This window comes from Isoalcanivorax pacificus W11-5, assembly GCF_000299335.2.
Lineage (GTDB): Bacteria > Pseudomonadota > Gammaproteobacteria > Pseudomonadales > Alcanivoracaceae > Isoalcanivorax > Isoalcanivorax pacificus.
Genome location: NZ_CP004387.1, coordinates 3,739,576 through 3,751,712, shown reverse-complemented (window position 1 = coordinate 3,751,712; position 12,137 = coordinate 3,739,576). Strand labels below are relative to the sequence as shown.

12 protein-coding genes are annotated in these 12,137 nt (G+C 65.9%); 5 read left to right on the top strand and 7 right to left on the bottom strand.

The features are described 5' to 3' along the window. Positions 1–12: 12 nt before the first annotated feature. The 5 genes from S7S_RS16835 to S7S_RS16815 all read right to left on the bottom strand — a co-directional run bounded on the left by S7S_RS16835 (position 13) and on the right by S7S_RS16815 (position 4,935). Positions 13–768: a hypothetical protein gene (locus tag S7S_RS16835; protein WP_008733060.1), complete on the bottom strand. Its 756-nt coding sequence runs from the start codon at positions 766–768 to the stop codon at positions 13–15. Between the two features lie 241 nt (positions 769–1,009). Beyond that, entirely contained in the window at positions 1,010–1,714 is a 705-nt protein-coding gene (locus tag S7S_RS16830) for a type 1 glutamine amidotransferase (RefSeq protein WP_008733061.1), read from the bottom strand. 48 nt (positions 1,715–1,762) lie between these two features. Further along, positions 1,763–3,169, bottom strand: a complete 1,407-nt coding sequence (locus tag S7S_RS18970; RefSeq protein ID WP_008733062.1) for an META domain-containing protein — start codon at positions 3,167–3,169, stop codon at positions 1,763–1,765. Positions 3,170–3,252: 83 nt separating this feature from the next. After that, entirely contained in the window at positions 3,253–3,963 is a 711-nt protein-coding gene (gene mtgA, locus S7S_RS16820; protein ID WP_008733063.1) for a monofunctional biosynthetic peptidoglycan transglycosylase, read from the bottom strand. Positions 3,964–3,990: 27 nt separating this feature from the next. Next, complete coding sequence (locus tag S7S_RS16815) at positions 3,991–4,935, bottom strand: alpha/beta fold hydrolase (RefSeq protein ID WP_052269272.1); 945 nt, start codon at positions 4,933–4,935, stop codon at positions 3,991–3,993. A 151-nt stretch (positions 4,936–5,086) separates the two neighbouring features. Here S7S_RS16815 and S7S_RS19920 point away from each other — a divergent pair, with 151 nt between their 5' ends. The 4 genes from S7S_RS19920 to S7S_RS16795 are packed head-to-tail and all read left to right on the top strand — an operon-like array spanning position 5,087 to position 8,230. After that, a complete protein-coding gene (locus tag S7S_RS19920) occupies positions 5,087–5,701 on the top strand; it encodes a DUF2796 domain-containing protein (protein WP_052269271.1) in 615 nt (204 codons plus the stop codon). Then, positions 5,701–6,399, top strand: coding sequence for an ABC transporter ATP-binding protein (locus S7S_RS16805; RefSeq protein WP_008733068.1), 699 nt, complete (start codon positions 5,701–5,703; stop codon positions 6,397–6,399). Before S7S_RS19920 ends, S7S_RS16805 begins: the two co-directional genes overlap by 1 nt. Beyond that, positions 6,396–7,655: an ABC transporter permease gene (locus S7S_RS16800; RefSeq protein ID WP_008733071.1), complete on the top strand. Its 1,260-nt coding sequence runs from the start codon at positions 6,396–6,398 to the stop codon at positions 7,653–7,655. Before S7S_RS16805 ends, S7S_RS16800 begins: the two co-directional genes overlap by 4 nt. Before the next feature lie 2 nt (positions 7,656–7,657). Then, a complete protein-coding gene (locus S7S_RS16795; RefSeq protein ID WP_008733073.1) occupies positions 7,658–8,230 on the top strand; it encodes a DUF3299 domain-containing protein in 573 nt (190 codons plus the stop codon). A 15-nt stretch (positions 8,231–8,245) separates the two neighbouring features. Here the strand turns inward: S7S_RS16795 and S7S_RS16790 are convergent, their stop codons facing one another. Further along, a complete protein-coding gene (locus tag S7S_RS16790; protein ID WP_008733075.1) occupies positions 8,246–9,034 on the bottom strand; it encodes a helix-turn-helix domain-containing protein in 789 nt (262 codons plus the stop codon). A 311-nt stretch (positions 9,035–9,345) separates the two neighbouring features. Between S7S_RS16790 and S7S_RS16785 the strand changes: the two genes are divergently transcribed. Beyond that, a complete protein-coding gene (locus S7S_RS16785; protein WP_008733077.1) occupies positions 9,346–10,290 on the top strand; it encodes a TerC family protein in 945 nt (314 codons plus the stop codon). On the opposite strand, the gene S7S_RS18965 is transcribed toward S7S_RS16785, so the two are convergent. After that, on the bottom strand, positions 10,284–12,101 hold the full coding sequence (locus S7S_RS18965) for a DUF2868 domain-containing protein (RefSeq protein ID WP_008733079.1): 1,818 nt from the start codon (positions 12,099–12,101) through the stop codon (positions 10,284–10,286). The two genes, S7S_RS16785 and S7S_RS18965, sit on opposite strands and share 7 nt — an antisense overlap. Between the last annotated feature and the right edge of the window lie 36 nt (positions 12,102–12,137).

Below are 12,137 nucleotides of genomic sequence, written 5' to 3'. Positions count from 1 at the left end.
CGGGGCACTGCCTCAGGGCAGGCCCACGTCGGCCCGCGCCAGCGCCAGCAACTGGTTCACCGCCGTCCGGTGACGGTAGGCGATCCAGCCCTTGAACGGCCAGAGCGCCTGCCAGGTCATCAGGCAGGCGCCTTTGATCGTGCACGGCCGCCGCCCCTGTACCGGTGCAGCAAAATAGCCGAGTGTGGTCATGCGCTCGGCTTCGTGTTGCAGATAACCGGCGACAAATTCCGACACCTGGTCTTTGGGCACGTCCCGCGCGGTGAGGCCGCGCGCGCGGGTCAGATAGCGCTCGGTCATGTCGAACAGGTCGTACAGCTGGTCCGGCGATGTGCCCGGCAGGCGACATTGCAGCCGCGCCGGGTCTTCAGGGAACGGATTCGGCACCGTGCTGTTGTTCATTACCAGCATGGCGCCGTTGTCCCAGCTGCGCACCAGCTCCACGTAGTCGAGCACACTCTGCGCGTTGGACAGCGTGGCTACACTGCACAGGCTGTGGCGGACCGGGTGGCGCAGCAGCGTGACCGCCGCATCCACCATCAGCGTGGGTGACAGGAACGTCACCACTTCAAAGCCGCGTTCGCGCAGCAGGCTCACATGCTGCTGGTGTGTGGCTGTCTGCAGGCCGATGTAGTCATCAAATGGCAACGGCTGGAACCGATACTGCGCCGGCAGCCACTGGCTGCCGCGCACGAGGAATGGTACGCCCAGATAAAAAAAAGCCGCAGCCCCGCCGGCCAGCGTGGCCCCCCAGGAAAGCCATGACATGGCACAAAATCCCTCGTTTTTTATGGGTCGGCCTTTATCGGCCGACTTTTATGGATCAAGCATACAGGGCATGCCTGCCCTGTGCTGATGCCGCGACGGAACAGGACGCGGCCGGGCACTTGCCTGTGCTGCCAGATGCCGGTGGCCGGAGCCACCGGGCTGGTGTCGACAGGTTATGCCACGCGTGATGGCGAGGGGCCAGATGTCATTGTGTGACGCATGTCTCGTTTTGCTTGCGTGGTCAGGCGGCGCGTTCGCGTGGCAGGAGCGCCAGCAGGGCAAACAGGCGTTCATGCAGTGAGGCGAGGGCGATGTCGGATACCGACTGCAACGTCTCGGCGTCCTGCACCCAGGTGTCGGGTGTCAGTTCGTCGGCACAGTGGTAGCACAGGCCGGCCAGTGTGTCGGCATCGCACTCCAGATGGCATTGCAGGCCGAGCACGCGGTCTGCGTACAGGTAACCCTGGTTGTCGCAGGCTTCGCTGGCGAACAGGTGGCGCGCACCGTCCGGCAGCGCGAAGGTGTCGCCATGCCAGTGCAGCACTTTCGGCATGTCGCGGAACAGCAGGCTGATCTCCTGCGGGCAGTCCACGGTCGGCTGGATCGGGAACCAGCCGATTTCCGGCGCCGGGTTACGGGTCACCGGCGCGCCCAGCACGCTGGCGATCAACTGTGCGCCCAGGCAGATGCCGATCACGGTGCGGCCGTTGTCGATGGCGTCGCGGATCAGGCGTTTTTCGGCGGCCATCCAGGGGCAGGTGGCTTCATCGTTGGCGCCCATCGGGCCGCCCATCACGATCAGCCAGTCGATCTCGTCCAGCGCCGGCAGGGTGTGTGGCTCGGACAACAGCAGGGTGCGGGTCTCAAAGCCCTCGCTGGCCAGCCAGTCGCCGATGGCGGCGGGGCCTTCGAAGGGCACATGCTTGAGAATCAGCGCGCGGGGCATTGCATATCTCCGTTCAGGTCAGCAATCAGGGCGGGTCCGCCGGTACGGTCAGTACAGATAGACGGCCTGCAATTCCGCCAGCCGTTTGCCGCGCTCATCAAGCAGGATCAGTGTCTCGCCATCGAGTTGCACGCGGCGGGTCCGGTCCAGTGCGGCGCTGAAATCGCCTTCAATATTCATGCCACCGGCGCAGGCCATCTTGGTGGCGGCGAGGGGGCCGAACGTGAGCGTGTCGCCGTCCAGTTCATAACTGCCGGTGAACTGGTTGCAGCCCAGGTTACCCCGCGCATGTTTCTCCTGGCCGTGCAGCACCAGGTGTGCTTCGCGCTGATGTTCCGCAGTCTGCACGCGCTGGCTGCCGAGCAGGGTGAGTTTCCAGTAGGTGTTTTCCAGTGTCGCCGTGCCACGGTTGGCACAGTTGCCTTCGGGCATGGTGCGCTCCAGGGTTTGTACGAACAGTTGCTCCACCACGGTGCCCTCTTCCATGCCAGGGCCATCCTGCAGGGTGCCGGTGACGGTCATCAGCAGGGGTTGTGGCAGGCCATCGCCGGCGCTGGGACGCTCGGCCGCCAGGAAGGCGCGCTCGAGTTCTGCCCCGCCTTCACTGTAGGCGACGGGGTAACGCTTGCCGCTGGCGCATTCGGTAAACACGGCGGCATCGGCCACGTAGCGATATTCGCCGTGCAAGGTGCGCAGCGGTGCGTTGGCGGCGCGCTGGCCGGAGGTGGCGCCGTTGAGTGCTTCCAGCGCGATATCCAGGTTGTCCTGGGGGGCGCCGGTCAGGTCGGCGGCATGGCCAAGGTACTGCAGCGCGCCGTCCACCATCACGCGCACGGTCAGGCGGGCGCCGGGGTGCTCCGTGAACATTGCGGGGGTCAGGTAAAAGCGATAGTCGACGGCCTCGCTGCCGGCTTTCGGGCGGCTGAGCTGGCGGCGGATGATGTCCGCCGGCAGACCGTCGGCGTCCTGTTCTTCCAGCGTAATGGCCAGCACGGCGTCCGCAGGCATGCTGAAATCGTCCGGCAGGGTGATGCGGCCCTGCAGCCGCACGGCGGCGCCGGGCGCGCGCTGCCAGGTGCCGGTGATGGCGGCTTCGTCGTCGTTGGCCAGGGTGAGGGTGCCGTTGTCATTGTCCAGGTCAAAGCGCGGGTGCTGTTCGACCGGCGTGCCGGTGCTGCGCACCAGCATCTTCAATTGCAGCGTGTCGGCCTGATCTGCCTGCCAGTGGCGCCCCTGCAGATCCTCGAAGCCCAGCAGGTGCAGTTGCTGGCCATCGCCAAGCACCATCACGCGGGCGCTGCCGCCGGTTTCCTGCCAGACGCCGTTCAGGGTCTTTTCCTGCGGCGTCGGGGGCGGCGGCGCGTTGTCGGGGGCGGGCGGTGCGTCATCGCTGCAGGCGCTGAGCAGGGCGCCCAGCACCAGGAACAGGGCGGGCAGGCGGCTGGATCGGGGCATTGCGACATCCTCTTGCTGTGCGGTGCGCGGCCCGTGGCCACGGCAAGGGTTTGAGCGGTGCGGGCGGTGGTGGTTCCGCGCCATCACGGAATCGGCACCTGATACATGCGCGCCTGGATGATACCGCTGTATTGCCGCAGCCAGTCTGTGCGGCCGTTGCGGTCGTAATAGCGCGGCCGGGGCAGGCGCGCGGCCAGATCAGCCGCCTCCCAGGGCTGCAACCGGGCGGCGGGCTTGCCAAAGTAGTGGCGTGCTGCGGCTTCTGCCCCGAACACGCCCTCGCCCCATTCGGCCACGTTCAGATACAGCTCCAGAATGCGGCGCTTGTCGAGCACCTGCTCCAGCATCAGCGTGATCACCACCTCCTGGCCTTTGCGCACGTACGAGCGGCGGCTGGACAGAAACAGGTTCTTGGCCAGTTGCTGGCTGATGGTGGAGCCACCGGCCACGGTGTCGCCAGCCTCGCGGTTGCGTTCGATGGCGTGCTTCACGCCGTCCCAGTCGATGCCGCCATGCTGGGTGAAGCGGGTGTCTTCGGCGGCCAGCACCGCGCGCTTGAGATGGTTGGAGATCTGGTCATAGGGCACCCAGTCGTAGCGCAGCCGGGCCTGCGGATTGTCGTCGCGCAGGCGGCTGAGTTCGCGTGCCATGAACGCTGTTTCCAGCGGCGGGTGGCTGCGGTACCAGAACAGCCAGGCAGCGAACCACAATTGCAGCAACACCAGTGCGACCAGTGCCAGCGCAAGCAATTGCCACAGGCGTCGCGTCCAGCGGCGTGGGCGGGAGGTGGGCATGGTGTCCCCTGTGTGATGCATTGCGCGCTATTGTTGCGCGCGCGTGGCGGCGACACCAGTAACGCTTTGTTGAATCCAGTGCAGGATGTCGCGGCTGTAGTGCTGCCAGTCGCTGGCCTGCAGCAGCAGGTGCGGAGCGTCGGGGTAGAAGTGATACGCCAGCCGCTGCGGCTGCGCCTTGCGCAGTTGTGCGATGGACACTGGCGGGATCATGCCGTCGCGGCCGCCGTACAGCAGCAGGATCGGCGCACGCACCTCGGCGGCGAGATCGGAGGCGCGGTCGGTGAAGCGGATCAGGTCGCGGTAGGTGTCCAGGCGTACGTCGTGGATCACTTGCGGGTCGCTTGCCAGGCGCGCGGCACTGGGCGGGTAGTAGCGCGGGTCGTCCGGGTCGCGGGTCAGGGTGTAGCTGGCGCCGGGCATCAGTGCGCCGCCCACGGTGAACAGCGCGTTCCACAGGTAACGGGTGCGCAGCCCGGCACGCACCGAGGGCGCGGCCAGGGCCAGGCCGGCGATGGGCAGTGTCGGGTGCTCGGCGGCGGTGATCAGGGCCACGCCGCCGCCCATGCTTTCGCCGAGCAGATAAATAGGCGCGTGCCAGCGGGCATCCAGCAGGCGGATGGCGTCCACGGTGTCGGTGATCAGCCGCGCGTCGCCCGGCCAGTGGCCGGCATCGGGGTGCGCACCGAAACCTCGCTGGTCCCAGGTGTAGAACGCGATACCCTGGGCGGCGAACCAGGGCCCGAGGTGATCAAAGGCGGCATGATAGTCACCGAAGCTGTGCAGCCCGATGATGACGGCCTCCGGTTCGCCCTCGGGCAACCAGATTGCCAGCGGCTGGTGGCTGCCATCGCGGGTGACCATGCTGTCCGGTGTCAGATACGGGGTCATCCGGGTCGGCACCGTCTCGGCAGGCTGGGCGCCGCAGCCGCCGAGCAGTAGTGCGAATAGGGTCATCAGGGGACGGAGCATTCGGTGTCCGTTGGCCGTTCTGTGGGAAGCGTGCAGACAGAAACCAGCCTGCGGTACGCACGGTGCAGATCAGGTGAAGGGAACCCGGAGGGGTGTCGCCGGGTCTTGTTACTGTATAACATTTGCCGCCACCGTCATTGAGGAGCTCGTCATGTCCGCTCGTTTCCCGTTGCTGCCCCTGATCGGAGGTCTGTGCGTCAGTGGCCTCGCGCTGGCCGAAGGCCCGCATGTGCATGGCCAGGGCACGCTGCAACTGGCGCGCGACGGCAACGTGCTGGCGGTGGACCTGATGGTGCCGGCGATGGACGTGGTGGGTTTTGAACATCAGCCGTCCGACAAGGCTGCCCGCGATGCGGTGGATGAGGCAGTGGCACTGCTCGGTAACCCGGCGCACATACTGGTGCCGCCGCCGGCCGCCGGCTGTGAATCGCGCGCGGCGGTGGTGGAGACGCCGTTGCTCGGGTTTGCTGCCGGTGACCATGACCATGACCATGACCATGACCATGACCATGACCATGACCATGACCATGACCATGACCACGACCACGACCACGACCACGACCACGACCACGTGCATCGCCATGCCGATTTCCATGTCAGCGTCGAGTTCGACTGCGCCCAGCCAGCGCAACTGCGGGCTGTGGACGTGACCCTGTTCGATACATTGCCAGGCCTGCAACAGCTCACCGTACAGAGCGTCAGCGACACCGGCGCCCGCGAAGCGCGCCTGCACCGTGGCGGTGACACCGGAGTGGCGCTGCCCTGATGAGCATGGCCCTGCAACTGGATGACGTGCGCTTCCGCTGGCACCGGCGCGCACCCTGTGTGATCGACGTGCAGCACTTCGCCGTCGCCGAAGGCGAGCAGCTTTTTCTGGCCGGCCCCAGCGGCAGCGGCAAGAGTACGCTGCTGGCGCTGATTGCCGGTATCGCGACACCGGAGCAGGGGCAGGTCCGTGTGCTGGGCGAATCCTTTGCGCAACTGCGCGGTGCCCGCCGCGACCGCTTTCGGGCCGAACACCTCGGCATCATCTTCCAGCAATTCAACCTGCTGCCGTATCTGTCGGTGCTCGACAACGTGCTGTTGCCGTGCCGTTTTTCCGAGCGGCGCCGGGCCGAGGCCTGCGCCCGCGATGGCAGCCCGGAAGCCCAGGCGCGGCGCCTGCTGGAACGGCTGGGCCTGGCTGCCGATGACGTGTTGCGGCGGCCGGTCACGGCGCTGTCCGTGGGCCAGCAACAGCGAGTCGCCGCAGCGCGCGCGCTGATGGGGGCGCCGGGGCTGGTGATCGCCGACGAACCCACCTCCGCGCTGGACACGGATCGCCGCAGCGAATTCGTCGCCCTGCTGATACAGGAATGCACCGCTGCCGGCGCTGCGCTGCTGTTCGTCAGCCACGACCTGTCGCTGGCGCCGCGCTTCCATCGCAGCCTGTCGCTGCGCGACATCAACGGCGGTGCATCGTGACAGTGCTGAAACTGGCCCGCGCCAGCCTCTGGAACCGGCGCAGCACCGCGGCACTGGTGATCTGCTCGGTGGCGCTGAGTGTGGCGTTGCTGCTGGGCGTGGAGCGGCTGCGCGTGGAAGCGCGGCACAGTTTTGCCAACACGCTCTCTGGCGTGGACCTGATCGTCGGCGCCCGCAGCGGGCCGATCAATTTACTGCTCTACAGCGTGTTCCGCATGGGCGACCCGACCAGCAACGTGAGCTGGGCCAGCGTGGAAAAACTGCGCACGCATCCGCAGGTGGACTGGATCGTGCCGCTGTCGCTGGGTGATTCGCACAAAGGATTTCCGGTGCTCGGCACCTCAGCGGCGTATTTCGAGCATTACCGTTATCGCCAAGGTGAATCATTGCGGCTGGCCAGTGGCGGCATTTTCGATGACGTCTTCGACGCCGTGCTGGGCGCCGAAGTGGCCCGCAAGCTGGGCTACCAGCAAGGCGCGCGCCTCGTGCTGGCACACGGCACCGGTGCGGTCAGCCTGACACAGCATGCCGACAAACCGTTTCGCGTGGTCGGCATCCTCGAGCGCACCGGCACGCCGGTGGACAACACCGTGCATATCAGCCTGGCCGGCATGGAAGCGATTCACGCCGACTGGCGCGGTGGCGCGCCCCTGCCCGGCTACCGGCTCAGCGCCGAACGCGTACGCGAGATGGACCTGACACCGTCCTCGGTCACGGCCGTGATGGTCGGGTTGACTTCCCGCCGTGCCGTGTTCCAGGTGCAGCGGCAGATCAACACCGACCGCGACGAAGCACTGATGGCGATCCTGCCGGGGCTGACACTGCAACAACTCTGGGACATGATGCGCGTCGGCGAACAGGCGCTGCTGGCGGTGTCCGCGCTGGTGGCCGTGGTGGCGCTCACGGTGATGCTCACCGCGCTGCTGACGGGCCTCAACGAGCGTCGCCGGGAAATGGCACTGCTGCGTGCGCTGGGTGCCAGGCCGTGGCAGATTTTTGCACTGGTGATCGGTGAATCGCTGGTATTGTCCCTGGGCGGTGCCGTGCTTGGCGTGCTGCTGCTGCAAGGTATGGCCTGGGCCGCCAGCGACTGGATCAGTGGCCAGCTTGGCCTCACCATCAGCCTGTGGCCGCCGACCGCACACGAGGCCGCCCTGCTGGCGGCATTGCTGGCCGGTGGTGTGCTGGCGGGCCTGTGGCCGGCGTGGCGCGCGTACCGCAATGCGCTGGTGGATGGCATGACGATCAGGATGTAGCAATGCGCAAATGGATACTGGTGCTGGGCCTGCTGACGAGTGTCAGCGTACTGGCGCAACCCGCGACAGAACTGGAGTGGGACGACATGATTCCGGACGGCTGGCCGCCGGAAGAAATGTTCGAGGACGTGGATATCAACACGCTCGAGGACGACGACCCGAAGGCCATCGAGTTCTACGCGCAGCTGGAAAAACTCTGGGACGAAGCGCCCATGGTGCAGTCGCTGGACGGTCAGCGCGTCAAGTTACCCGGCTATGCGATCCCGCTGGAAGGTGATGGTGACAGCGTCACCACATTCCTGTTGGTGCCGTACTTCGGTGCCTGCATCCATGTGCCGCCGCCGCCGCGCAACCAGACCGTGCTGGTGACCATGCGCGAAGGCAGCAAGGCCACCATCGAGGAAGCCTTTTTCACCGTCTGGGTCACCGGCACCATGAAAGTCGAACAGAGCGAGACGGACCTGGCGAAAACCGGCTACACGCTGATCGCCGAGCAGGTGGAACCCTACACCGAGCCCGAGCCGCAGCCAGGGGATTATGACGACCCTTATGCGGACGGCTATCAACAGCCCTGAGCGTGGTGACCGGGCTTACTGCCCCTTGAACCACGCCCGCGTGGTGTCGTCCGCCGGGAAAAAACTCTCGATCATCGTGTCCTGCAGGCGCACATCGGTGGGGGTGCCGAGCGTGGTGATGGTCGAGATCAGCCGCAGTTCCTCATCGCCCTTGCGCAACACGATGGGCACCGCCGGCCACTGGATGTCCTGCTCGTCACCGGTGGCACGGGGCAGCTTCAGGCTGGCTTCCAGCGCATCGAGTTTTTCCAGCCCTTCCAGTGACAGATCCAGTTGCCGGCGCGACACCGCCAGCAGGCGCCGGACAATGGCGACGCCGGTGGGAATCTGCGACCGGATCGGTTCGGCCATCATCAACTGCAACAGATTCTGCCCGACCAGCAGGGTGGCCGCCTGATCCTCGGGCATGCCCGTCAGCCAGGACATCATGCGTACACAGCCGGTATTCACCTTGCGCAGCTGCCACAGCCGGTCCACCACCAGCGCCGGGTACGGTGCCTGCTGGGTCAGGATCAGGTCGATGGCTTGATCGGCGAATTCCAGCCCGGCGGTCTCCGGCGGCGTGTCCGGGTAGATGGCGGCAAAGCCTGCCGAGAGCAGCAGATGGTTACGTGCATCCAGCGGCAATTGCAGGGTTTCCGCCAGGTCCAGCACCATGCGCCGGCTGGGTTTCGAGCGCCCACGCTCCAGAAAGGCGACATGCCGTTGAGAAACGCCGCAACGCTCGGCCAGTTCCAGTTGGCTGTAGGCGCGCAGGTTGCGCAGGTTCTTCAGGCGTTCTCCGAAGGTCATCGGTGCCAGCATGGGCGTCTCCCGGTGTGGTGTTGGCTCTAATGTGCGTCGGCCCCGGTCGGCTGGCAATGACGTGTCAGGTAATTACTGCAAAGTGGCCGGTGACAAGCTGGCGGCGGACTGATTACACTGGCCACCGCCAAGGGGAGTAGCTTTTCGCCGACGCGTCGTCATCACGGTGGTACCGGTTTTCCGGCAACCCCCGGTGCGTCGGGCAGCGATGTAGTGTTGCAAGCAAGACCTTGCCTTAACGGGCAGGTCGTGCGTGCAGAAAAAACGGCCTGTCCATTCGGAACAGGCCGTTTTTTTTTGGAGAAGCAACAATGCAGTCAATCGGTACCTGGTGGATGTGGGCCGGCTTCGCCGTGATCGTGCTGGCGATGCTGGCCGTAGACCTGATGCTCGGCGGCGGCAAGCGCCACCGGGTCAGTTTCCGTGAAGCGGCACTCTGGTCGCTGGTGTGGGTGAGCGTGTCGCTGGCGTTTGCCGGGGGGCTCTGGCTGTATCTGGATGCGGAAAGCGGCCGCGCCGTGGCCAACGACACCACGCTGTTGTTTCTCACCGGCTACCTGCTGGAAAAATCCCTCGCCGTCGACAATGTGTTCGTCTGGATGCTGATCTTCGGCTACTTCGCGGTGCCCGCCGAGCTGCAACGGCGCGTATTGCTCTACGGCATCCTCGGCGCGATCGTCCTGCGCACCGGCATGGTGTTTGGCGGCAGCTGGCTGGTCAGCCAGTTCCACTGGGTGCTGTATCTGTTTGGTGCGTTCCTGGTGTTTACCGGCCTGCGCATGCTGGCGCCGGAAAAAGAAGTCGATCTGGCCACGCACCCGCTGATCCGCTGGATACGCCGGCATTATCCGATCACCGACACACTGGAAGGCGAGCGCTTTTTCGTGATGCGTGACGGTGTGCGCTACGCCACGCCGCTGCTGCTGGCGCTGATCCTGGTGGAGATTTCCGATGTCGTGTTTGCGGTGGACAGCATCCCGGCCATCTTCGCCATCACCACCGATCCCTTTATCGTGCTGACCTCGAACCTGTTCGCCATTCTCGGCCTGCGCGCCATGTATTTCATGCTGTCGGGCATGGCCGAGCGCTTCTCGCTGCTGAAATACGGCCTGGCCGCGATTCTGGTGTTTATCGGCGCCAAAATGCTGCTGATGCCCTGGTTCCACATGCCGGTGCTGGCGTCGCTCGGTGTGATCGCGCTGATCCTCACGGTCACCTTGCTGCTGAGCCTGCGCCGCCCTTCATTGCCTTACTGAGGCCCGGCCAGCAGCGTGTCCATGATGCGCAGCAGGGCGGTTTCCAGCTCGGGGCGCACGCGCTCCGGCTGGCCTTTACGGCATTGCACGAACAGCTTTTCCAGCTCGGTTTCCTGGCGGCGGCCCAACAGCCCCCGCCAGTCCGGTGGCGTGTCCGTGCGTGGAGTGCTGCCGGGCACCTTGCGGCTCAACGTGATCCAGGCGCTGATCAGCCGGCCCAGCACCACCCACGGGTATTGCCGGTTCTGCACCGGGCCGAAACGCACCACCGCATGATCGGCACTGACTTTTGCCAGCCGGTCTGAAAAATACACCGACGCCGCCGACCCCGCAGCGCCCACCGCCGCCAGCGTGGCCGTGAGCGAGCCCAGACTCATGCCGGCGGTGGCCGCATCCAGCGACGCCCCCACACCGGCACCCAGCGTGCCACCGCCGGCCCCGGCCAGCAGCGCCAGCCGTTTGCGGCTCAGGCCCCAGCGTTCCCAGTCATCAATCACGAACAGCCGCTCCGGGTCGGGCACCTGTTGCTGGCTGGTGTAGCGCGACAGGTCGGCGTCACTCTGCAGATAAAGAGTCGCCAGCGCGGACAGTGCATCGGCTTCCTGCTGCTGTTGATGGGCCTGCCAGCGCGCCTGCAATTCACGCGCAATCGCGGCATCCGGTTTGCGGCCATCCAGCTCGGTTTTTTCCTGGTGCGTGAGCATGTCCAGCAGCGTCAGCGTCATCACCTGTGCGGCCTCGCGTGCCGCGCCGTGCTGGTCAAACACGAACTGCGACAGCGTTTGCCGATACAGTGGATGGTTCAGCAAGGTTTGCCGTAGCGTGCTGCGCCAGCGATACCGGCACCAGCGCAGCATCAGATAGCGTGGCAGCAGCGCATATACCGTCCACAGGCACGCGAGGAACGGCCACCAGCGGCCCAGCAGCGCCGGGTTGCCGGCGTCGACTTCACCGCCGAGACGGAAGAAATGCGAGGCTTCGATCAATTCATAGGTGGGCACCGCCGTGGGCCACCACGCCCAGGGCAATGCCAGCGTGCGCACCAGCGCCACCAGCCCTGCGGGGGTAATGTCCAGCGTAGTGCTCCAGCCGAAAGCGATGTCCTGCAACGCCACGTAAATAAACAGCGCCAATAGCGCGGTGGTATTGAAGGCCAGTGCAAAGCGTTGCGTCAGCAGCAGCAAGAATGGCGTGTGCAGTGGCGCGAGCAGGCTGTCGCCCTGGTGGGGCGCATCCAGCAGACGCCGCAGCGGTCCACGATACAACCGGGCGGGCAGATGCCCGACCAGATCACTCAGCAGCGGCAGCCGCCGCGCCTTGCCGAATGAAAACGCCAGGGCCAGCAGCGACAGCACCAGCTGCAGCACCGCCAGCGCGATGATCCACAGCACATTGACCTGCTGGCTGCCGTCGTAGGCGATCAGCCCGGCCATGAAGCCGAACCCCAGCACCAGACCCAGCAGCACGGCAATGGCCTGGCACCACTGCAAGGCACTTTCCAGCCGGGCACCCGGCGACGGCGAACGCGGGAAACGTCCGGCCAGCCAATAGTCCAGCCGGTCGCCCTCGGCCATGGTGGGCGGCGTGCTCTTGAGCACGTCCGAGAAGCTGGCCGCTGGCGGCTGCACCAGCCGGCCATCCCGGTGCCAGGCGGCGTCCAGGTCTACCAGCCGTTGCAGATCACCGGGCGCGGCGCGGCGGGCTGTGCCGGGGGCGGGGATATCGCCGTCCGTGGCCGGGAACGCCGGTATCTGCGGCGTGCGGCGGCGCAGCAGCAGGCGGGCGAGGGTCCATTTGTGATGGTGTTTCATAAAGGCTCGTCGCGGTAACAGGGCAAGGAGACGTGG